Source organism: Gilliamella sp. CG35 (genome assembly GCF_046635745.1).
Classification (GTDB): domain Bacteria; phylum Pseudomonadota; class Gammaproteobacteria; order Enterobacterales; family Orbaceae; genus Gilliamella; species Gilliamella apicola_I.
Window position 1 is genome coordinate 18319 of record NZ_JBIDFH010000008.1, and the last position, 21088, is coordinate 39406.

Sequence of the window (21088 nt, forward strand, 5' to 3'; positions counted from 1 at the left end):
TGATTAATTCATTGCATCGAGCGCAACAATGATGGATTGTTTTAGTTTATGGCAAGTATCATCATCAAGGGCATGGTTATGTTTGTCGGTCAAAATAAACAGATCCTCGATATGTTCGCCGATAGTGGCAATTTTGGCACTCCTTAAAGATATCTCTAAGTTAGCAAAAACTTCTCCAACACAAGCTAAAAGTCCTGGTCTGTCTAAAGCAATCAATTCCATATAGGTTTGACTTTCGTTAAAGGATGATAAAAAGTTAATTTGTGTCGGCACTGAAAAATAGCGTAATCGTTGTTTAGGCGGTTTTACCGTAACACCTTTATAAGTCGGTTGTTGTAATGTTTTTTCAAGTGCATTTATTATACCTTCATGGCGATCAGATTGAACGGTATTGCCGTTAGGTTCCAGTACAATAAAGGTATCAAGCGCAAATCCTTGTTTATTGGTGATGATAAGCGCTTCAAGTATATTTAAATTGTGCATACTTAAGTTGTTGCAGACGGTAGCGAACAAATAAGGTCGGTCTGGTGAGTAAATAACGATTTCTGTACCACCATGATACGGCGTCGAATTGATCATAACTAGTGTTTGCGTTAAGTCGTGGTTTAACAAATTTTGAGCATGCCACACAATCTGTTCGGTAGTGTAGCGCAAAAAGTAATCCACCCGATAGTTTAGCCAAAAGTTTTTGATGTGTTGCTCATCATAACTTTGAGCAATTAAGATGGATAGTGCTTCTTGCTTGTGTTGACGAGCAATACTCCGCTGTTCCGGTATTTGGTGTATTCCAATATCAAATAAGTGTTCGGCATTAAAATACAGTTGACGTATTAAGCTTTGTTTCCAACTGTTCCAAAGTGTTTCGTTCGTCGCACACACATCAGCAACGGTTAAGCAGAGTAAATATTGAAGGCGACGCCGACTTTTAACTTGTTGAACAAATTCTTGAATCACAGCAGGATCTTGTAAGTCTCGATTTTGTGCCGTGACTGACATCAATAAATGATAGCGTACTAACCAAATAATCAGATCAGTATCTTTTGTTTCAAGCTCATGTAATTGACAAAATTTTTCAACTAATTTAGCACCAATTTCAGAATGATCACCATGTCGACCTTTACCGATATCATGAAATAAACCCGTAATAATTAACAGTTCAGGTTTGGATAATTTAGCAAAAACGTTTGAGCTATTAGGATGCTTTTGTTTCCCTTGTTCTGATTTTAAACTATCAAGCTCTATTAATAATCGTACCGTATGTTCATCAACTGTATAGGTATGAAATAGATCAAATTGCATCATACCAGCGATATGTTTCCAACCAGGTATATAGACCGCTAAAATACCATAACGATGCATGGGTAAAATTGCTTTTGCAATGGCATCCGGATGCTTAATGATTAACATAAATAGTGTTCTGGCTTTAGGGTGTTCACATAATAATGAGGTAAGTTTTCGCCTTGCAGAGCGTAACTGACGAATAGTATTAGAATAGAGACCGATGATTTGAGGATTGAGCAAAATGGTGTAAAACAGTTGCAGTATCATTGTCGGATCTTTTTTAAAGATACTATCATCTTTTACATCAATTAATTTTTCTCGGATTTGAAAGTGCTCATCGATAGCATAGGGTTTATTGCTTGGATTAACTTCAAGAATAGACTCATCAAATAATTGCAGTAACATTTGATTGAGTTCAGTAACGTTGTGTGCAATTCGGTAGTAATCATGCATCATTTGTTCAACAGGTGCATTTCCTTGACCTTGATAGCCTAAAAGCTTGGCGATACTTAATTGACGATCAAAAAGCAATCGGTTGTCATAGCGAGTAATGACACTGTGAAGGGCAAAACGAATACGCCATAAAAATTTACGACAAGTTCTAAATTCGTCTACCTCTTCGGGAGTGAGGTAATGAAAATCAGCAATTTTTTGCAAAAATTCATCGCCAAAGTGACGAATCGCAATCCATTGAATAATTTGCATATCCCGTAGACCACCCGGACTATTTTTTAAATCAGGTTCAAGATTATAAGTTGTACTGTGATATTGCTGATGCCGGGCTTGTTGTTCGGCAATTTTAGCACGATAAAAAGCAGGAGAAGGCCAAATTTTATCACTAAAAATGTGTTGTCGAAGGGTTTGTAATAATGGATTATTACCCGCAACCCATCTTGATTCAATTAGATTGGTCATGATAGTAATATCGTTTTTAGCTTCTTGCAAACACGTTTTTAGCGTTCTGACACTATGACCTATATCTAAATGAAGATCCCAAAGCAGCCGTACTAACTCGCCGATTTGTTTTTCGATGTCATAATTAAGCGGGTAATCACTTAATATCAAAATATCAATATCTGACAAAGGGTGTAGCTCTGCTCGCCCATACCCCCCGACAGCGATTAATGCAATACGATTATTTTTTAAAGCTGATGAAGTTTGATCGGGAATTTGAAAATAGCACCATAATCGTGCAAGTAATTTATCGATAAATTGACTGCGTAGATGCACTAATTCATCAATATCTGCATTTTGTTTAAATTGCTTCATCGACCATTGTTGAAATTGGTCAAGGTGTTGTTTGAGAAAGTTAATATTTATCTCAGCATCACTAAAATCAAGTGGTGAAATAGGATAAATTAAATGCACTTGCGTCATGGGAATAAAATTAAGACCATTCAATAATCATATCGTCACCTGATTTTCACAGACTGTCAAGCAACAGTTTAGTTTGTTGCTTGAACTTTTGTTTTAATTTTTTACACGGTCACAATTTATTTCTACATTCATTTTTCGATTTGCGTTTGGAGCATTATCGATAAGAATTTCAGTTAATTCCGTTGTTTTGAATTTGTCCGGTGATAAATAGTTCATGGTCTTTTGCGTTTTTGATGTAACACCATTATTGGATTTTATATCCATTGAATCATTATAATAAGCTTTTAAATTATATGGATAAGATGTATCTGTACCAAAATTGAAAAATAAGGTATTGTCCTTCATAAAATACTTAATCATCCCTTTATCTTGTTTGAGTGGTGCATAGTCAGAAAATTTACCATTTTCCCATTTTGCCTCTTGCCCTGAAAATGTGCAATCCCACTCACCAATAAGCATTTCTTCAGTTACTTTTTTTTCACCACAACCAACCAAAACTAAACCGACAAGACTACTCAATAAAAGTTTTTTCATATTAAAACCTATAATTAATGTAAGTAAAAATGAAGTAAGTTTTTTCAAGATCGATGAATAGTACTGTTTCAAACGTTAGTGCAACTACAATATAACACAGTTTTATTTAATTATGCTTCAAATATTGATAGTAATTAACACGAAAACATTTACTGTTATCTATTATGATTTATACCCCAAAAAAACAACATAATTTCGTCAAGCTAAATAGCAATTCGATAGTTTTTACCTTACATTTTAAATATCATAAACTAAATAAAAGCGTTGATAGGCTTTTATTTTAGTTATAGCTAATTTTTTGTATCGATTGAATCATTAGCATTTTCATAAACTAAAGCGGAACCCTTAGTTAATATTGCAGATACCGAAACATCAGATAATTTTATCGTATGCTGACCTGGTTTTAAATCATACTTAGATACAGGAATCGCATTGTTATCAAGATAGATAGCATAACCAATAATTTGTTGTGCTTGATTCAAATCATTATTGACGTTAATACTGATTGATGTATTGATTTTGCGAAATGTCGAATTTTGGTGATTACTGATCTTTTGTTCTAATTTTTTTGACATTTCAACAACCATACCACCTGACTCGTTATTGCGTATTTGGATATCACCATTACCCGTTTTTCCTCCTACCATAATCGGTATTTCAAATACTGCTTTAGAATCCATTTTTTCTCGATAACATTCAATATATTTTGCATCCGCAAAAATTTTTTGAATTTCATTTTTTGCTTTTATTAACGTGGATGATTCTTGTCGTGAATCTTTAAAGTCAGTACATGATGAAACTTCAATCAATATTTTTGACTGTACGGTTTTTGCTGTTTCACTTTGCACGTCGCTAAGGTTTACTGTCGGTGCTAATTCAACTTTACAACCTGATAGTAACGTAATAGCAATTAAACTTACCATGAATTTATTCATTTTACTTCTTACTTCCTTTTGATTTATTTAACTAATATCGGTTAAATAATACAATTAAAAAGATTATTAATCAAACATTAAGAAATGTAATATAAATTAAAAAAAGAAATTGGATTGTAATTACTTGGATTTGGTTAACCGCTAAAGACAAAACATGCACAGGCTTTAGTACTAAACCTGTGCAAGTCAGGATAGGAAGTTTTAATGACAGCGTAAATTATAAAGTAAAATCACTCAAATCATCTTCATTGATTTCAGAATCAATTTGACCGACTAGATAAGAGCTCATTTCGGCTTCTTGTGGCGCAACTTGTACATTGTCGGATACTAACCAGTTATTGATCCATGGAATCGGGTTAGATTTTACTTCGTAAGGCAATTTCAATCCGACCGCTTGCATACGAATATTGGTGATGTATTCAACATATTGACATAAAATATCTTTATTTAAGCCAATCATTGAACCACCTTCAAATAAGTATGCTGCCCACTCTTTTTCTTGATTCGCTGCCTGTAAAAACAGGTCATAGCAGTCTTGTTCACACTCTTTTGCGATTTCAGCCATTTCAGGATCATCTTCACCACTACGAAGCGTATTAATCATAAATTGAGTTCCCGTTAAGTGTAGGGCTTCATCACGGGCAATGAGTTTGATGATTTTTGCATTTCCTTCCATTAGTTCTCGTTCAGCGAAAGCAAATGAACAAGCAAAGCTGACATAAAAACGAATGGCTTCAAGGGCATTAACACTCATTAAGCAAAGGTACAGTTTCTTTTTCAATTCACGTAAGCTTATAGTAATGGTTTTATTGTTAACCGTGTGATTCCCTTCACCCAATAAATTGTAATAGCTTGCATAACTAATCAGATCATCATAATAACCCGCAATGTCACCCGCACGTTTTTGGATCTCTTTATTTGTCACAATGTCATCAAATACCACCGAGGGATCATTGACAATGTTACGTATGATGTGTGTGTAAGAACGAGAGTGAATTGTTTCTGAAAACGACCACGTTTCTACCCAAGTTTCAAGTTCAGGAATTGAAATTAAAGGGAGTAAAGCAACGTTTGGACTACGACCTTGAATCGAATCCAATAATGTTTGGTACTTTAAATTACTAATGAAAATATGTTTTTCATGCTCGGGTAGTGCCGCATAGTCAATGCGGTCTTGAGATATATCGACTTCTTCCGGACGCCAAAAAAACGAAAGTTGTTTTTCGATTAATTTTTCGAACATTTCATATTTTTGTTGGTCATAACGCGCCACATTAACCGGTTGACCAAGAAACATGGGTTCTTTAAGCTGATCGTTATGTACATGCGAAAAGGTACTGTAATTCATATTCATAATCGTACTCCTAACTGAATTTAGTTACTTTTACCACTACCTGTCGACAGCGGAAAAGGGGCAATATTGGGGGATCAAAATCCCCCATTGAATGTTTTTAAAGTGATGCTTTGTTTTTGTCTAAAAGGGCAATTAAATTTTACAAGCCCCGCCTTCACAACCGTCATCACTTTCAGTTAGTGCAATATCCCCTTGAATATCTTCCGCCCCATCACGTGTGTTATGGTAGTAGAGTGTTTTGACACCAAATTTATATGCGGTTAATAAATCAGCAAGTAGCTGTTTCATCGGTACTTTGTCATTCGGGAATTTTGTCGGATCATAATTGGTGTTAGCCGAAACTGATTGATCGATAAATTTCTGCATAATACCAACTAATTGTAAATAACCCGTGTTATTAGGAATTTGCCAAAGTAGTTCATAGAAGTTTTTTAAATCTTTATAGTCAGGTACTACCTGCTTTAAGATGCCATCTTTCGATGCTTTAACGCTGACATATCCTCGAGGTGGCTCGATACCATTAGTCGCATTAGATATTTGCGAAGACGTTTCAGAAGGCATTAACGCCGATAAGGTTGAATTACGTAGACCATGAGTTTTAATTGATTCACGCAGTGCTTCCCAATCATAATGTAATGGCTCTTTAGTAATGGTATCAAGATCCTTTTTATAGGTATCTATCGGTAATATCCCTTGTGAATAGGTCGTTTCGTTAAATAAGTTACATGCACCTTTTTCTTTCGCTAGGTTATTTGATGCTTTTAAAAGATAATATTGCATCGCTTCAAACGTGCGGTGGGTTAAATTATTAGCGCTACCGTCTGAATATTTTACCCCATGTTTTGCTAAATAATAGGCATAGTTAATGACACCAATGCCTAATGTACGGCGATTAATGGATGAATTGCGAGCAGCAGGAACAGGGTAATCCTGATAATCAAGCAGTGAATCAAGGGCACGAACCGTTAAATCGGCAAGCTCTTCAAAATCATCTAACGATTGAATTTCACCTAAATTAAAGGCGGACAGTGTACATAGTGCTATTTCACCCTTTTCATCGTTGACATTATTCAGCGGTTTAGTTGGTAACGCAATTTCCATACATAAATTAGATTGATGTACAGGCGCAAGCTGAGCATTGAATGGACTGTGAGTATTACAGTGGTCAACATTTTGAATATAAATACGTCCAGTTGATGCACGTTCTTGCATTAACAGGGCAAAGAGTTCTACCGCTTTTACTACACGTTTTCGAATGTTTACATCTTGTTCATATTGATGATACAACGCATCGAATTTTGCTTGATCGGCAAAAAACGCCTCGTATAGACCCGGAACATCTGACGGGCTAAAAAGGGTAATGTTTTCGTTTTGGATTAAGCGTTGATACATTAATTTATTAATCTGAACACCATAATCCAAATGTCGAACACGGTTTTCTTCAACACCTCGATTGTTACGTAAAACCAATAGACTTTCGACTTCTAAATGCCAAAGCGGGTAAAATACCGTTGCAGCACCACCACGAACACCGCCTTGTGAACAGGATTTTACCGCTGTTTGAAAATATTTATAAAAAGGAATACAACCGGTGTGGAAAGCTTCACCACCACGAATTGAACTACCAAGCGCTCGAATTTTGCCCGCATTAACACCAATGCCTGCACGTTGTGACACATATTTGACAATTGCGCTTGCCGTCGCATTAATAGAATCTAAGCTATCATCACATTCGATAAGTACACATGAACTAAATTGGCGTGTTGGGGTGCGAACACCGGCCATAATTGGCGTTGGTAATGAAATTTTAAAAGTTGAGACTGCATCATAAAAGCGTTTGATGTAGCTAAGACGCGTATCTTTAGGGTAATTAGCAAAAAGACAAGCTGCGACTAAAATGTATAAAAACTGTGCGCTTTCATAAATCTCGCCTGTTACCCGATTTTGAACTAAGTATTTTCCTTCAAGCTGTTTTACTGCCGCATATGAAAAAGACATATCACGCCAATGATCGATAATTTTATCCATTTGTTCAAACTCTTCTTGCGTATAATCTTCAAGTAAGTGTTTGTCATAACGGTCACTTGCCACTAGTTTTTTTACATGTTCATAAAGTGGTGGAGGAGTAAATTGGTTATACGCTTTTTTACGTAAATGAAAAATGGCTAAACGTGCAGCCAAATATTGATAATCTGGTGAATCTTGCGATATAAGATCGGCGGCAGCTCGAATGATTGTTTCATGAATATCAGATGTTCGGATCCCATCATAAAATTGAATATGTGAACGTAATTCAACTTGAGATACCGAAACATTTTCTAATCCTTCTGCTGCCCATGTAATTACCTTGTGAATTTTATCAAGATTGATAGGTTCTTTCTTACCATCTCGCTTGGTCACAAATATTGATTTATTCATTTTCCATCCAGTTTTATCCCGTTTTTTGTGGAGCTTATCATAATTGATATTTGTCAAAATATACAATATATAGTGCCTATTAATCATTTTATTACTATATATAGTGTATTTATTAGTCAGTTAACATTTTTTTATTTTGTTAACTATCGGTTAGTAAACGTTTTTTTCTGTAATAAAATAAAATGGTTTAGAAAGGTTTTACTTATGAATCATTTTTGGTTTTTATAACGTTGAATTGCGCTTGCTTTATTTTGGGCTTCTAACCATGCAAGTTTATCGGCATAATTTTTTTCTGCACCACGATCAGTTGGTTGATAATATTTACTATCGGCCATTTCAGGCGGAAAATAATTTTCACCTGCTGCAAAAGCATTAGGTTCATCATGTGCATAACGGTATTGTGCTCCATAGCCCAAATTTTTCATTAGACTGGTTGGTGCATTACGTAAATGTTCAGGTACATCATAGTCTGGCTTAGACTGCGCGTCACTCATAGCTTGTTTGAAAGCAAGATAGACGGCGTTACTTTTCGGTGCACAAGCCAAATAAACTATAGCTTGCGCAATGGCGCGTTCTCCCTCGGCGGGGCCAACACGCGTAAAACAATCCCACGCCGCCAATGCAACTTGCATTGCTCTTGGATCAGCATTGCCGACATCTTCAGAGGCAATTGCCAGTAATCGACGAGCAACATAGAGGGGATCACCACCAGCAGTAATGATTCTTGCATACCAGTATAATGCAGCGTCAGGCGCAGAACCACGAATTGATTTATGGACGGCAGAAATCAAATCATAATATCGGTCACCTTGATTATCGAATCTGGCACTACGCTCACCCATGACTTCTTTGAGTAACGCTGGTGTTAGTTCATTGCCACCGGACATATCCACTAATAATTCAAGTGTATTCAGTGCACGTCTGGCATCCCCCCCGACAAATTCAGCAATCTGTTTTTTTGTTTCTGGTGGTAACACGACATGTTTATTGCCATAACCTCGAACCGGATCATCAATGGCTTGTTGTAAAATATTTTCGATATCGGCATTGGTTAATGATTTGAGTAAATAAACCCTAGCTCGTGATAACAGCGCTGAATTGAGTTCGAATGACGGATTTTCAGTTGTCGCCCCAATAAAAGTAACTGTACCATTTTCAACATAAGGCAAAAATGCATCTTGTTGGCTTTTATTAAAACGATGAACTTCATCAACAAATAAGATCGTACGGATACCCGCTTGCTGATTGATTTTTGCACGCTCAATGGCTTCACGAATATCTTTGATTCCGGATGTGACTGCCGAAATTCTTTCGACTTTAGCATGAGCATGATGCGCTATAATTTCAGCTAATGTGGTTTTCCCAGTTCCCGGAGGCCCCCATAAGATCATTGAATGAAGGTTTCCGGCTTCAATGGCTTTCGGTAATGGTTTTCCTGCTCCTAGTAGCTGAGTTTGTCCAATGTATTCTGATAAATTACGTGGACGCATTTTTGCCGCTAAAGGCTGAAATTCATCGGTCGTAAAATCAAATGACATGCTAGGCATAACAGGTGGTATCCAAGTTTGAAAAATTCATTATATTATATACTTGTTAATTGATAAGTGAAAAAGAAAAGAAAATAACTTTTCGAACTTAACGAAAAACGGTAATATTTTGACCTAATCAGATTTACGAACACTATTTAACGCTTTGTTATAGATAAAAAAAGTAAGGATTCGTTATGAAACAATTTTTAGTATTAATGGGATTATTAGTTAGCGTATCCGCTTGGGCAGGTGATAAAGAGGTCTTACAACAGCGTTTAGACAAAGTTGACGGATTTTATGCACGCTTTTCACAAGATGTAAAAACAGCAGATAATCAGCAAGTTCAGGAAGGAAAGGGGGATCTTTGGGTAACAAGACCTTACTATTTCAATTGGAAAATGACAGAGCCAGAGGAAACAACTATTATTTCGGATGGAAGTAATATGTGGGTCTATACGCCAACAGTCGAACAAGTCACGGTGATGGATTTAAAAAAAGCCGTTGATAATCGTTTAATGCTTTTAATTACCGATAGTCATAATCCTATTTGGAACCACTATCAAGTTACACGTAAACAAGATTCATTCACTTTAAAGCCGACAGACAGTTCAAGTCAGAATTTTATCATTTCAGTGTTACCAAGCGGAATGATTTCCAATTTTACGATTATTGAGGAAGATGGACAACGCAGTTTTTATGATCTATCGCACCAAAAACTTGGAAAAGTAGAACTCAGTAAGTTTCATTTTGAACCGCCTTTAGGCATTCAAATTGACGATCAACGATAAGTGATCAATGCATTTAAAGTAATAAAAGTCATTATCGATTATCATTTTGAGCCTTAAACACAAGATAGCGTCAATTAATTTTGCTAAATTTATTTTTAATTAGTTGATAGCTACGAGTGAGTTAAAGCTTGATGATTTGTTTAGTTTAGTCTAATTCATTGTTATTGATACTAATGACGGGATTATCAGAAAATAAATAGTGATCACGTCTTGTTTCAAAATCTTTATTTGCAGCATCAAAAAGTGCTTTTTTAGTGTTTTCTAAATGCTGCCACATCGCTAATTTTGCTGCTTTAGGATCTCGATTAATTAAAGCTTCCAAAATTTGGTTATGTTCATCTGCCCAATTATTAATGGTTTGTTCTGGCATATTTTCATGAAGTTTTTTCCATAAAGGATTTAACGTGCGCTGTTGCCATGTCTCTTCAACAATGATAGTTAAAGCACTGTTACGAGTAATCATGGCAATCTGAGTATGGAATTTAATATCCCAATAGGGATCGCGATGATGATCTTCTTTTTGAGCATTATGTTGAATTTCTAATAATTTAACAATATCTCCCTTGGTGATTTGTGTGGCAGCAAATTCAGCAATATTACTTTCAATAAGTTGGCGTGCTTGCAACAGTTCAAAAGGCCCACTTTTTACAAAATTTAATCCTCCTGAAGTTGATGAAAGGTTTTTAAGCGAGCTATTGCCAATAACGTGGATACCCGATCCTTTACGTGCTTCAACAAAACCTTCAACTTCTAACATGATTATTGCTTCTCTTACGACAGAACGACTAACTTTTAACTCTTCGCACACCAATCTTTCTGAAGGTAATTTGCTTCCTATTGGGTAAATACCGCTAATAATCCGATTTTTTAATTCTGATGCGATGACTTGATAAAGCCTGTGATATTCATTTTGTTTTTCGGTCATAATTTATTTTTTTAAAATACCTAAGTCGTTTAAATATAACCTTAAAATAACATCTAATTGATTAGAGTTAAATAATGTAACTCTAATTTTTTTTATACTATTTTTATCAATTCTTACATAACTGACAAGTCGATAAACCATCTTAAATTGTTGTTATATTTTAGCTATATCATGTGTGTCAACTTTTTAGATTGTCATATATGTTTGAGTTAAATTTGATGTCTTTTTCACTAAATTTATATATCTAATATAGGTTAACTATCTTGCAGTTATAAGTTAGATTTTTTAGGGATACTTAAGCGTGTTACATTTTATCGTCTCACGCAAGTTGCTGAATCGACATTCCTCATTTTTTGATCATTTAAAACACAGTTAATGGCGTCTAATTAAAACATTTTTAATCATTCAATGGGTAAACCCATCTTGTTGCGATTTATGAATTAAAAAGTTGTCTGATATCTTGTTTTAAAGTTCAACGTTCAAATTTTTTTGAATTTATCAGCATAATGATTATCTTACTTTTAGATTTACCTATTGTTAACAAAACACCATGATGAATTTTGCTGTTTATTGCAAGTCTTAGAAATAATTTTTGATGTGGATCACATTTATCCAATAAACCCATTAAAGCTAAATTTTTAGCTCTTTATATTCCTTATCAGTGGTTAACTCTTCATAGGATAAATTATGACAAGTGAATTTTATAAAAAACCAACTTATTGGTTTGCTTCCTGTTATAGCTTTATGTATTACGCAGCAGGCAGTTTTGTTTTCTCTTTTTACTCAATTTGGCTTAGTAAAGAGATTGGTTTAACAGCGAAACAAACGGGTATCATTTATTCATTTAACTACTTTATTTCGTTAATTATCATGATTATATATGGTGTTTATCAAGATAAATTAGTCTTAAAAAAACACCTTATTTGGTTTCAAAGTATTATCATCACCTGCGCAGCACCTGCATTAATTTATATTTATGAACCACTTTTAAAGCATAACTTTTATGTTGGTGTGATTTTTGGCAGTTTCTTTTTAGGATTTGGTTGGGTGGCAGGTATGGGACTGATTGATTCATATTGTGAAAAGATTAGTCGGGCGTTTGGATTTGAATTTGGACAATGTCGAACTTGGGGCTGTATTGCTTATGCAGTAGGGACTTTTATCGCCGGAATTTTAATAAGTATTAATCCCCATCTTAATTTTTGGGCAGCGTCAATTGTCGGTCTCTGTTTTATGATTTTAAATCTCAATTTCAAACCTGACTTAACTCAATCCTCAAGTGTGGTATTTCAAAAGAAAGAAAAATTGACCTTTAATGAAATCCTTTCTGTGTTTGCGCTCAAAAAGTTTTGGATATTTGTTATTTATGTATTAGGCACTTATAGCCTTTATAATATTTATGATCAGCAACTGTTTCCTGTCTATTTCACACAACAATTTACCGATGTAAATGATGGTTATCATTTATATGGTTTATTAAATTCTTTTCAAGTGTTCTTAGAAGCTGCAGTCATGTTTTGTGTTCCTTTTGTTGTTAATCGAGTTGGCGCAAAAAATGCACTTATTTTTGCTGCATTTATATCGGCATCACGAATATTTTTAACTGCTCATGTTGATAGCATTGTCATTATATCCATTATTAAGCTGATGCATTGTTTAGAAATTTCAACCATTTTAGTCTCAGTATTTAAGTATATTGATAACAATTTTAATGCTCGTCTTTCTGCCACTGTTTTTCTGATTGGTTATCAAGTCGCAGGTTCAGTTGGGGTTATTTTGTTCTCAACTTATGTTGGCGACATTTATGATACCGCTGGCGCCGCAACGACGTTTAATAATTTAGGTTTGGTGGTTTTAGGTTTTATGATTTTTGCCATTTTCTTCTTAAGTCGAGACCAAAAAGGGAACACATAAAAAAAAGATTAATAAAAACACATATCTTTTAGACGGTAATAATAAGAATTTATTAAGACATATTAAGGATTAAAAATGAATATATTCAATTCAGTGACACAATTTAACTTTGAACAAACTCGAACTATTTCACCTGAAAATATGACAGGCGAAAAGGGTAAGTCTTGTATGAAAGCGAGTGCTTTAGGCCCTAGCCGTAAAGGACAAGGGTGTATCTCGATTCCGGCAGGGGAAAAAATAACTATTGCAGAAATTAGCGGGCCTGCTGAAATTAGACATATGTGGTTTACCTTAACCGATAGAACACATCGTGGTAGTTTTGTCTTGCGTGATGTGGTTATTCGTATCTACTGGGATGACGAAACAATACCGTCAGTTGAAAGCCCAATTGGTGATTTTTTCTGTAATGGATTTGGAGCAAGATGTGATATCAATTCATTACCGATTGTGGTTAATCCAACAGGGGGATTTAACTGTTATTTTAGAATGCCATTCAATAAAAAAGCCAGAATAGAAATTCACAACGAGCATGAAGCAGATTTACAACATTTCTTTTTCACTATTAATTATGCCATCATGCCAAAACCGTTCGAACAGCCTCTCTATTTTCATGCACAATGGCGTCGTCAGCGTGTAACTCAGTATGCACAAGATTATGTCATATTAGATAACGTACAAGGTCATGGCTATTATGTGGGGACGTATTTAGCCTTAACCGCTTTAGAACGGTATTGGTGGGGAGAAGGCGAGTTCAAATTTTATCTGGATGATGATAGTGCGTATCCAACACAACATTCAACTGGCTCAGAAGACTATTTTGGTGGGGCATGGGCATTTCATAATCGTGACAGTCAAGGTAAGCCTAAAGCAAAATGTTTTCAAACACTGTTTATGGGCTATCCTTATCAAACTAATCGAGATGCTACACGGGATTTTTTTCAAACAGGTGATTCAAATCCGGTACATGGCTTTGGCGATGATGCACTTCCGATGCATGGTTTATACCGTTGGCATTTACCTGATCCGGTTGCTTTCCATAAAAATATTAAGTTAGCTTTTCAACAGATCGGAAATGATGATATAAGATTGTATGAACGTTGTGATGATATTGCCAGCGTGGCGTATTGGTATCAAAATCCGTCGGAAAATCACAACCCGACTTTTCCCAATAAACAACAACGCACACCACGATAGTCTGGAAGGTGAAATATGGCGAGTAATAAATTAAGAATCAATGATATTGCTCGTTTGGCTGGCGTTTCGGCAACGACCGTCAGCCATATTTTTAATAAACGAGATAAAAAATATCGAATCTCATCTCTTACACGCCAAAAAGTGCTTGCAATAGCTGAGCAGTATAAAGAGCAATCGCATATTCGTCGATACTTAGTCAAGGCGAAGAGTACCAATACAATTGGTGTCATTGTTCCTGATATGTCGAACTCGTTTTTTTCGATGTTTTTACACCATTTAGAAGCATCATTTCGGGAAAAAAATATTCAGCTTTTAATTACTTGTAGCCACTATAATAAAGAGGTTGAAATTAACGTAGCGCAAAATTTGGTTGAACGAAAAGTGGATGCAATGATAGTGGTCACATCACTAGATAGCGATGAGTTTTACATGAGTATTAATCAACATACTCCGGTGTTATTTTTTGATCGTTATATTGAGCATACCACACTTCCATTTATTACAAGTGAGGCAATAGGATCGGTAGCTGAATTAATCGAACCTTATGCAAAAAAATTAAATGAGTTTTATTTTATTGGTTGTGATGCACAACTCACTTCAATTCGTGCTCGGTTACAAGGATTTAAACAAGGTTTAACGAATGCAGGCTTAACGCCAGCTTCTGACTGGATCATTTGTGATAGTTATTGCCCAAATAAAGGTTATGACTTACTCAAACGATTGCATCAAAAATTAGGGCGTTTACCGAAAGCTATTTTTACTCCGTCCGGTAATTTATTGCAGGAAGTGTTGAGCTATTTAGTCGAGGTTAAAGTTAATCCAGACCAAATTTGCTTATGTTCGTATGATTATAATATTTATCTGGATTACTCTTATTATCCGATTGATGCTATTGCACAAGATTTTCAAACTATGGCACTGACGTGTGTAAACACTATAGATGATCTGCTTAATTTTAAAGCGCTAAAGCATAACGCGATTTTCATCAAACCACAAATTAAACGCCATCCATAGCTTTTACGATGAGAGACAAAAGTAATAATAAGATGATTAGCGATTAGCGTTTTTCATGATACGCGCTTTATCAACCTGCCATTGCCGTTCTTTGATATCCGTTCGTTTATCGTACTCTTTCTTGCCTTTAGCCACACCAATTTTGACTTTTGCCCAAGCATTTTTCCAATATAATGAAAGCGCAACAACTGTGTAACCTTTTTGATTGATTTGACCAAATAGCGAATTTAATTCACGTTCATTCAAAAGCAATTTACGGTTACGCATGGGATCGCAGACAACATGTGTTGAAGCCACATTTAATGGTGTAATGGTTGCACCAAATAACCATGCTTCCCCGTCTTTAAGCAGTACATAGCTATCGCTAATATTTACTTTTCCTGCACGCAGGGATTTAACTTCCCAACCTTGTAGGGATAATCCCGCCTCAATTTCCTCTTCAATAAAGTACTCATGGCGTGCGCGTTTATTTAATGCAATGGTTGCCGAACCGGGTTTGTGTGATTTTTTCTTAGTCATAATGTGCGTTATTATAGAGTTACGTGTTAATATATGCCACAAATTTTATTTTTAATTAATTAATGTTATGGCACATATATTTCACGAAGTTATTGAACCGTATTCAATTGAACAAATGTTTTCATTAGTCAATGACATTGAGCGATATCCTGAATTTGTTCCCGATTGTATCGCAACGGGAATTATTAGAAAACAGGATAATATTATTGCTGCATTTATTGAAGTTGAAAAATTTGGTTTCAAAAAATCATTTACCACATTAAATCAAATTAATGAACCTAATTCAATCGATTTAACCCTTTTAGAAGGCCCATTCAAGCACCTTTCGGGCAAATGGCAGTTTACTACACTTTCTGACAACCAAAGTAAAATCAGTTTTAGTTTAGATTTTGAATTTCAAAATAAATTATTAGACATGACTTTTACCCCAATGTTTAAAGATGTGATGATAAATATGGTTAAAGCGTTTTCCAATCGAGCAAGGCAGATTTATTAATATGATAACGGTTCAAGTTGTGTATGCGTTACCGAATAATCCGACAATAATTGATTGTCAGGTTGAAGAATCGACGAATATCTTGCAAGCAATAGTAAAATCCAATATCTTATCTATTTGTCGCATTCAATTAGATGATCATCTAATTGGTATTTATGGAAAACGTTGTTCGCTTGATGAACTAGTGAAAGAGGGTGATCGTATTGAAATTTATCGCCCTTTAATCAACGATCCTAAAGAAATAAGACGAAGAAGAGCAGCATTAAATAAATAATGATTACTGGCAAGGGAAACACGATGCATAATCTGATAATTGAAAAGATTGAAACCTTATGCAAAAAACGCGGTATTAAATTGACAACCCAGCGTCGTACAGTTTTAGATATCATGTTAACGGCAAATAAGGCTATGAGTGCATACGATCTTTTAGATTTATTAAAAGTCAGTGAACCCCAAGCCAAACCACCGACTATTTATCGTGCCCTTGAATTTCTGCTTGAGCAAGGTTTTATACATAAAGTTGAATCAAGCAATAGTTATATTGTTTGCCCACATTTTCAAGACCCCGATCATCTTTCAATTCTCTTTATTTGTGATAAATGCCGACAAATTTTTGAAAAACACTCAGCAAATATTGAACAACAACTAAAACAACTGGCACAACAAAGTCAATTTTTGATTAAACACAGCGTGTTGGAAATTCATGGAGTGTGTCAGTCGTGTCAACCTTAATTATTTTTCTTTGGCTATTGAATATCGGCTGTGACACGGTCGGTCAAATCGCCTTTAAATATGCAGCAATTACCTCAAAGCATAATCAAGGTTTGGATTATTGGCATAAACTATTTGGTAATTTTTGGCTTTGGATTGGTTTTGGATCTTATTTTGTTGGTTTTATTTTCTGGTTAGCTTTTTTAAGCGAAGTGCCTTTGTCACAAGGTATTTTATTGGGTTCGTTTAATATGATAACGGTCATGTTAGCTGGACGAATCTTATTTAAAGAGCACCTAACGTGTTTTCGGTTGTTAGGGATATTTTTTATTACAGCAGGAGTAGTTTTAGTAGGACTCACGGAATGAAAAAATTCTATTTAATTGGCTTTATATTACTGCTTTTTTTTGATACTTTTGGTCAAACCAGTTTTAAGCTGACAGCAATATCGGCTTTGCCTTTCGAATTGAGTGTTGATTGGTTATTACGTATTTTTAGCCACTGTTGGGCTTATTTAGTCATGATAGGTTATACCGGTGCATTTGTGACCTGGATGGTACTGTTAAAAAAAGCACCAGTTGGCCCTGCTTTTGCAGCCTCGCATTTACAAGTTGTTACGGTAATGTTAGTGTCGGTAATGGTGTTTAATGAAAAGATTACATTAACACGCTTTATAGGCGCAATAAGTATAATCATCGGGATTATTTTTTTAGCGTTAGCTGAACAAAGAATTCACCAAAAGTCTAAATAGCGCATAGCTAATTTGAAAATGATGTGATTTTAACAATTTATGGCAATTACTTCTTAAATTTGTTTATCGAGATTCTTTAACATTTCGATTATAGGTCGATTTGCATCAGGAAATTCATCCGCATTCAATTCTTCTTGATCTACCCATCGGCTGGGTTGTCCTTCTTTAGCAAATGGAACGCCGTCCCATTCTTCCACTAAATAAGCGTGAATGGTAATATCACGATCATCGTAGCTGTGTTTCACTACTTTTAAAAATTGAGCATCATGGATTTGGATATCAACTTCTTCAGCAATCTCGCGTTGCAAAGTTTGATAAGGTGTTTCACCTACTTCTATTTTTCCTCCGGGAAACTCCCAAAAACCCGCTAAATGAGAGTCTTCTCCACGTTGGGTAATAAAAATTTGACAATTTTCCGAACGTATAATTCCTATTGCTATTTCAGTATGTTTTCTCATAATTCTGTTTATCTATCCGTAAAATTAGGGAAAGTGAACACTTTCCCTTGAATTTAAACGACGATGATAATCGCTGATTAAATCATCAATAATGTTTGATGATACTAAATTTTTTGCTTATTGAACAGCACCATGACAATGTTTATACTTCTTACCTGAACCACAAGGACATGGATCATTTCGTCCCACTTTGGCTTCAGTGCGAACTCTAGGTTGAGTTGAACTTGTATTGTTTTCGCTTTCACCTTCGATATTAGAAGCTGATTCATGACTTGCATGTTGCTTAGCTGATAGTTTTTCCATTTCAGCAATGCGTTGACGTTCTGCTTCTTCCACTTCTTCTTGTGAACGAATAACAACACGACTTAATATCCCAATAACTTCATATTTTAGTGATTCTAACATGTCTTCAAACATGTTAAAGGATTCACGTTTATATTCTTGTTTAGGATCTTTTTGCGCATAACCTCGTAGATGAATACCTTGACGTAGATAATCCATCGCAGCCAAGTGTTCTTTCCACAAGTTATCAAGCGTCTGTAACATAACTGTTTTTTCAAAATGTCTAAATGCTTCTGAACCTGCTGCTTGCTCTTTTTCTTCATAAGCTTGTTGAGCAATTTGAATAATACGTTCTCGAAGTGACTCTTCATAAAGATTTTGTTCTTCATCCAACCATTTAGCAATTGGAAGATCCAAATCAAAATCACGTTTTAGCGCTAATTCAAGTCCTGGTACATCCCACATATCTTCGATTGATTCCCGTGGAATATAACGATCGATGAGCGCATTAAATACATCAACACGGATTACGGTAATGGTATCTTTAATTTCAGTATTATCCAGTATCTCATTTCGTTGACGATAAATTGCTTTACGTTGCTCATTGGCAACATCATCATATTCAAGCAATTGTTTACGAATATCAAAGTTACGACTTTCAACTTTCTTTTGAGCATTCGCAATCGCTTTATTGACCCATGGGTGTTCGATCGCTTCGCCTTCTTTCATACCCAATTTACGCATCATATTACCAACACGTTCTGACGCAAAGATTCTCATCAGCGGATCTTCAAGCGATAAATAAAAACGTGAACCGCCCGGATCTCCTTGACGACCAGCACGACCGCGTAACTGATTATCAATCCGACGGGATTCATGTCGTTCTGTACCTAAAATGTAAAGCCCGCCCAGTGCAATAACTTCTTCATGTTTAACTTGCCATGCTTGTTTAGCTTTTTCGATATCTTCTTGAGTAGGATTTTCAAGTTTTGCTAAATCGCTTTGCCAGTTACCGCCAAGCATAATATCGGTACCTCGACCCGCCATATTGGTTGCAATAGTGACAGCGCCTTTACTCCCTGCATTAGCAATAATTTCTGCTTCTTGGGCATGGAACTTGGCATTTAATACGTTGTGCTTAATGCCAACTTTTTTAAATGCATTGGATACCAATTCTGATTTTTCAATCGATGCAGTCCCCACTAGTACTGGTTGTCCTCGTTTTACACAATCTTGTACGTCAGCGACAATGGCTGCAATCTTCTCTTTTTCAGTCATATAGACTAAATCGGATTGGTCTTTACGCTGCATTGGGCGGTTAGTTGGTATAACAATGGTATCCAAACCATAAATCTGATGGAATTCGAAGGCTTCAGTATCGGCAGTACCCGTCATACCGGCTAATTTTTCATATAGACGGAAATAGTTTTGGAAAGTGATTGAAGCTAACGTCTGGTTTTCATTCTGAATTTTAACATGTTCTTTTGCTTCAACCGCTTGATGTAAGCCGTCAGACCAACGACGTCCTTCCATTGTTCGTCCAGTATGCTCATCGACAATAATAATTTCGTTATTTTTAACGATGTAGTCGACATCACGATGAAATAAATGATGGGCTCGTAGTGCCGCATTGACATGATGCATTAACACAATATTACTTGGCGCATAAAGCGACTCATCATTTTTCATGATACCTTGTTTAATTAGTAGTTCTTCTACCTTAATTAATCCTCGTTCAGTTAGATTAACTTGACGTGATTTTTCATCAATTGAAAAGTCACCGTCTCCTTGAAACTGATCTGAGTCTTCTTTTTCTTGGCGAATAAGATGAGGGATAATTTTATCAACACTCACATATTTATCTGAGCTGTCTTCGGCTTGCCCAGAAATAATCAACGGTGTTCTTGCTTCATCAATTAAAATTGAGTCAACCTCATCGACTAAAGCATAATGTAATGGTCGTTGAACACGCGCATCTTTACTAAACACCATATTGTCACGTAAGTAATCAAATCCATATTCGTTGTTGGTACCATAAGTGATATCAGCGCTGTAAGCTTCTCGTTTTATTGCTGGCGGCATATTGGGCAGGTTAATACCAACGGTTAAACCTAAAAATTCAAATAAAGGACGATTATTTTCAGCATCACGTTGTGCTAAATAATCATTGACCGTGACGACATGCACACCTTTGCCTGTTAATGCGTTTAAATAAGCGGGTAATGTTGCGGTTAACGTTTTACCTTCACCTGTACGCATTTCGGCTATACAGCGCTCATTTAAAACCATACCACCAATTAACTGAACATCAAAATGACGCATACCAAAAACACGTTTACTGGCTTCACGGACAACGGCAAAAGCTTCTTCTAAAATATCATCTAAACGGGTACCTGATGCTAATTTTTGTTTAAATTCAACTGTTTTTGCTTTAAGTTCATCATCAGTTAATGCTTCCATTGCAGGTTCTAATGCATTAATTCTTTCAACACGCTTACGCAGGGTTTTTAGCACACGTTCATTACGGCTACCAAAAACTTTAGTTAATAATTTTAATAACATAAATTTCTCTTTCTTCTTTTAATAGGGAATGTAAGGTCGACACCTT

General features: G+C 35.6%; 19 protein-coding genes. 9 read left to right on the forward strand and 10 right to left on the reverse strand.

Features of this window, described 5'->3' with window-relative positions:
- Nucleotides 1-3: 3 nt before the first annotated feature.
- The 6 genes from glnD to ACGH4F_RS05095 form a co-directional block, all read right to left on the reverse strand.
- The gene (glnD, locus tag ACGH4F_RS05070; RefSeq protein WP_411590274.1) at nucleotides 4-2682 is read right to left on the reverse strand and encodes a bifunctional uridylyltransferase/uridylyl-removing protein GlnD; all 2679 of its coding nucleotides are present in this window, start codon (nucleotides 2680-2682) and stop codon (nucleotides 4-6) included.
- A gap of 69 nt (nucleotides 2683-2751) precedes the next feature.
- A complete protein-coding gene (locus ACGH4F_RS05075; RefSeq protein WP_411590275.1) occupies nucleotides 2752-3192 on the reverse strand; it encodes a hypothetical protein in 441 nt (146 codons plus the stop codon).
- Nucleotides 3193-3482: 290 nt separating this feature from the next.
- Nucleotides 3483-4127, reverse strand: a complete 645-nt coding sequence (locus ACGH4F_RS05080) for a hypothetical protein (protein ID WP_267359350.1) — start codon at nucleotides 4125-4127, stop codon at nucleotides 3483-3485.
- A 217-nt stretch (nucleotides 4128-4344) separates the two neighbouring features.
- Nucleotides 4345-5475 carry a class Ia ribonucleoside-diphosphate reductase subunit beta gene (gene nrdB, locus ACGH4F_RS05085; protein ID WP_065559020.1) on the reverse strand — a complete coding sequence of 377 codons (1131 nt, stop codon included), beginning with the start codon at nucleotides 5473-5475 and terminating at the stop codon, nucleotides 4345-4347.
- A 138-nt stretch (nucleotides 5476-5613) separates the two neighbouring features.
- A complete protein-coding gene (nrdA, locus tag ACGH4F_RS05090; protein ID WP_267359352.1) occupies nucleotides 5614-7899 on the reverse strand; it encodes a class 1a ribonucleoside-diphosphate reductase subunit alpha in 2286 nt (761 codons plus the stop codon).
- A gap of 209 nt (nucleotides 7900-8108) precedes the next feature.
- Nucleotides 8109-9446 (reverse strand): replication-associated recombination protein A, encoded by a 1338-nt coding sequence (locus tag ACGH4F_RS05095; RefSeq protein WP_267359354.1) that lies wholly within the window; start codon nucleotides 9444-9446, stop codon nucleotides 8109-8111.
- 176 nt (nucleotides 9447-9622) lie between these two features.
- Here ACGH4F_RS05095 and lolA point away from each other — a divergent pair, with 176 nt between their 5' ends.
- Entirely contained in the window at nucleotides 9623-10216 is a 594-nt protein-coding gene (gene lolA / locus ACGH4F_RS05100) for an outer membrane lipoprotein chaperone LolA (protein ID WP_065558834.1), read from the forward strand.
- A gap of 145 nt (nucleotides 10217-10361) precedes the next feature.
- On the opposite strand, the gene ACGH4F_RS05105 is transcribed toward lolA, so the two are convergent.
- A complete protein-coding gene (locus tag ACGH4F_RS05105; RefSeq protein WP_267349820.1) occupies nucleotides 10362-11141 on the reverse strand; it encodes a GntR family transcriptional regulator in 780 nt (259 codons plus the stop codon).
- A 687-nt stretch (nucleotides 11142-11828) separates the two neighbouring features.
- Between ACGH4F_RS05105 and ACGH4F_RS05110 the strand changes: the two genes are divergently transcribed.
- From ACGH4F_RS05110 to ACGH4F_RS05120, 3 genes are all read left to right on the forward strand, one after another.
- Complete coding sequence (locus ACGH4F_RS05110) at nucleotides 11829-13055, forward strand: oligosaccharide MFS transporter (protein ID WP_267380834.1); 1227 nt, start codon at nucleotides 11829-11831, stop codon at nucleotides 13053-13055.
- A 75-nt stretch (nucleotides 13056-13130) separates the two neighbouring features.
- A complete protein-coding gene (locus ACGH4F_RS05115; RefSeq protein ID WP_267359358.1) occupies nucleotides 13131-14249 on the forward strand; it encodes a glycoside hydrolase family 172 protein in 1119 nt (372 codons plus the stop codon).
- A gap of 15 nt (nucleotides 14250-14264) precedes the next feature.
- Entirely contained in the window at nucleotides 14265-15263 is a 999-nt protein-coding gene (locus ACGH4F_RS05120; protein ID WP_411590278.1) for a substrate-binding domain-containing protein, read from the forward strand.
- Nucleotides 15264-15299: 36 nt separating this feature from the next.
- Here ACGH4F_RS05120 and smpB read toward each other — a convergent pair whose 3' ends face one another.
- Nucleotides 15300-15782: an SsrA-binding protein SmpB gene (gene smpB / locus ACGH4F_RS05125; protein ID WP_065558829.1), complete on the reverse strand. Its 483-nt coding sequence runs from the start codon at nucleotides 15780-15782 to the stop codon at nucleotides 15300-15302.
- Nucleotides 15783-15849: 67 nt separating this feature from the next.
- Here smpB and ACGH4F_RS05130 point away from each other — a divergent pair, with 67 nt between their 5' ends.
- Genes ACGH4F_RS05130 through ACGH4F_RS05150 form a run of 5 tightly spaced genes read left to right on the forward strand, consistent with a single transcriptional unit; the run spans nucleotide 15850 to nucleotide 17740 of the window.
- Nucleotides 15850-16278 carry a type II toxin-antitoxin system RatA family toxin gene (locus ACGH4F_RS05130; RefSeq protein ID WP_267349810.1) on the forward strand — a complete coding sequence of 143 codons (429 nt, stop codon included), beginning with the start codon at nucleotides 15850-15852 and terminating at the stop codon, nucleotides 16276-16278.
- A gap of 1 nt (nucleotide 16279) precedes the next feature.
- Nucleotides 16280-16552 carry an RnfH family protein gene (locus tag ACGH4F_RS05135; protein WP_267349808.1) on the forward strand — a complete coding sequence of 91 codons (273 nt, stop codon included), beginning with the start codon at nucleotides 16280-16282 and terminating at the stop codon, nucleotides 16550-16552.
- A gap of 23 nt (nucleotides 16553-16575) precedes the next feature.
- Entirely contained in the window at nucleotides 16576-17010 is a 435-nt protein-coding gene (gene zur, locus ACGH4F_RS05140; protein WP_065558826.1) for a zinc uptake transcriptional repressor Zur, read from the forward strand.
- Entirely contained in the window at nucleotides 16998-17357 is a 360-nt protein-coding gene (locus ACGH4F_RS05145) for an EamA family transporter (RefSeq protein WP_267349804.1), read from the forward strand. Before zur ends, ACGH4F_RS05145 begins: the two co-directional genes overlap by 13 nt.
- On the forward strand, nucleotides 17354-17740 hold the full coding sequence (locus tag ACGH4F_RS05150; protein ID WP_267359364.1) for an EamA family transporter: 387 nt from the start codon (nucleotides 17354-17356) through the stop codon (nucleotides 17738-17740). Before ACGH4F_RS05145 ends, ACGH4F_RS05150 begins: the two co-directional genes overlap by 4 nt.
- Before the next feature lie 53 nt (nucleotides 17741-17793).
- Here ACGH4F_RS05150 and mutT read toward each other — a convergent pair whose 3' ends face one another.
- A complete protein-coding gene (gene mutT / locus ACGH4F_RS05155) occupies nucleotides 17794-18198 on the reverse strand; it encodes an 8-oxo-dGTP diphosphatase MutT (RefSeq protein WP_267349800.1) in 405 nt (134 codons plus the stop codon).
- A gap of 117 nt (nucleotides 18199-18315) precedes the next feature.
- On the reverse strand, nucleotides 18316-21042 hold the full coding sequence (gene secA, locus ACGH4F_RS05160) for a preprotein translocase subunit SecA (protein ID WP_267359366.1): 2727 nt from the start codon (nucleotides 21040-21042) through the stop codon (nucleotides 18316-18318).
- Between the last annotated feature and the right edge of the window lie 46 nt (nucleotides 21043-21088).

Coding starts and splice junctions, on each gene's coding strand:
- ACGH4F_RS05075 (WP_411590275.1), bottom strand. CDS start 3,192: ATGAAAAAACTTTTATTGAGTAGTCTTGTCGGTTTAGTTTTGGTTGGT.
- ACGH4F_RS05080 (WP_267359350.1), bottom strand. CDS start 4,127: ATGAATAAATTCATGGTAAGTTTAATTGCTATTACGTTACTATCAGGT.
- nrdB (WP_065559020.1), bottom strand. CDS start 5,475: ATGAATTACAGTACCTTTTCGCATGTACATAACGATCAGCTTAAAGAA.
- nrdA (WP_267359352.1), bottom strand. CDS start 7,899: ATGAATAAATCAATATTTGTGACCAAGCGAGATGGTAAGAAAGAACCT.
- ACGH4F_RS05095 (WP_267359354.1), bottom strand. CDS start 9,446: ATGCCTAGCATGTCATTTGATTTTACGACCGATGAATTTCAGCCTTTA.
- lolA (WP_065558834.1), top strand. CDS start 9,623: ATGAAACAATTTTTAGTATTAATGGGATTATTAGTTAGCGTATCCGCT.
- ACGH4F_RS05105 (WP_267349820.1), bottom strand. CDS start 11,141: ATGACCGAAAAACAAAATGAATATCACAGGCTTTATCAAGTCATCGCA.
- ACGH4F_RS05110 (WP_267380834.1), top strand. CDS start 11,829: ATGACAAGTGAATTTTATAAAAAACCAACTTATTGGTTTGCTTCCTGT.
- ACGH4F_RS05115 (WP_267359358.1), top strand. CDS start 13,131: ATGAATATATTCAATTCAGTGACACAATTTAACTTTGAACAAACTCGA.
- ACGH4F_RS05120 (WP_411590278.1), top strand. CDS start 14,265: ATGGCGAGTAATAAATTAAGAATCAATGATATTGCTCGTTTGGCTGGC.
- smpB (WP_065558829.1), bottom strand. CDS start 15,782: ATGACTAAGAAAAAATCACACAAACCCGGTTCGGCAACCATTGCATTA.
- ACGH4F_RS05130 (WP_267349810.1), top strand. CDS start 15,850: ATGGCACATATATTTCACGAAGTTATTGAACCGTATTCAATTGAACAA.
- ACGH4F_RS05135 (WP_267349808.1), top strand. CDS start 16,280: ATGATAACGGTTCAAGTTGTGTATGCGTTACCGAATAATCCGACAATA.
- zur (WP_065558826.1), top strand. CDS start 16,576: ATGCATAATCTGATAATTGAAAAGATTGAAACCTTATGCAAAAAACGC.
- ACGH4F_RS05150 (WP_267359364.1), top strand. CDS start 17,354: ATGAAAAAATTCTATTTAATTGGCTTTATATTACTGCTTTTTTTTGAT.
- mutT (WP_267349800.1), bottom strand. CDS start 18,198: ATGAGAAAACATACTGAAATAGCAATAGGAATTATACGTTCGGAAAAT.
- secA (WP_267359366.1), bottom strand. CDS start 21,042: ATGTTATTAAAATTATTAACTAAAGTTTTTGGTAGCCGTAATGAACGT.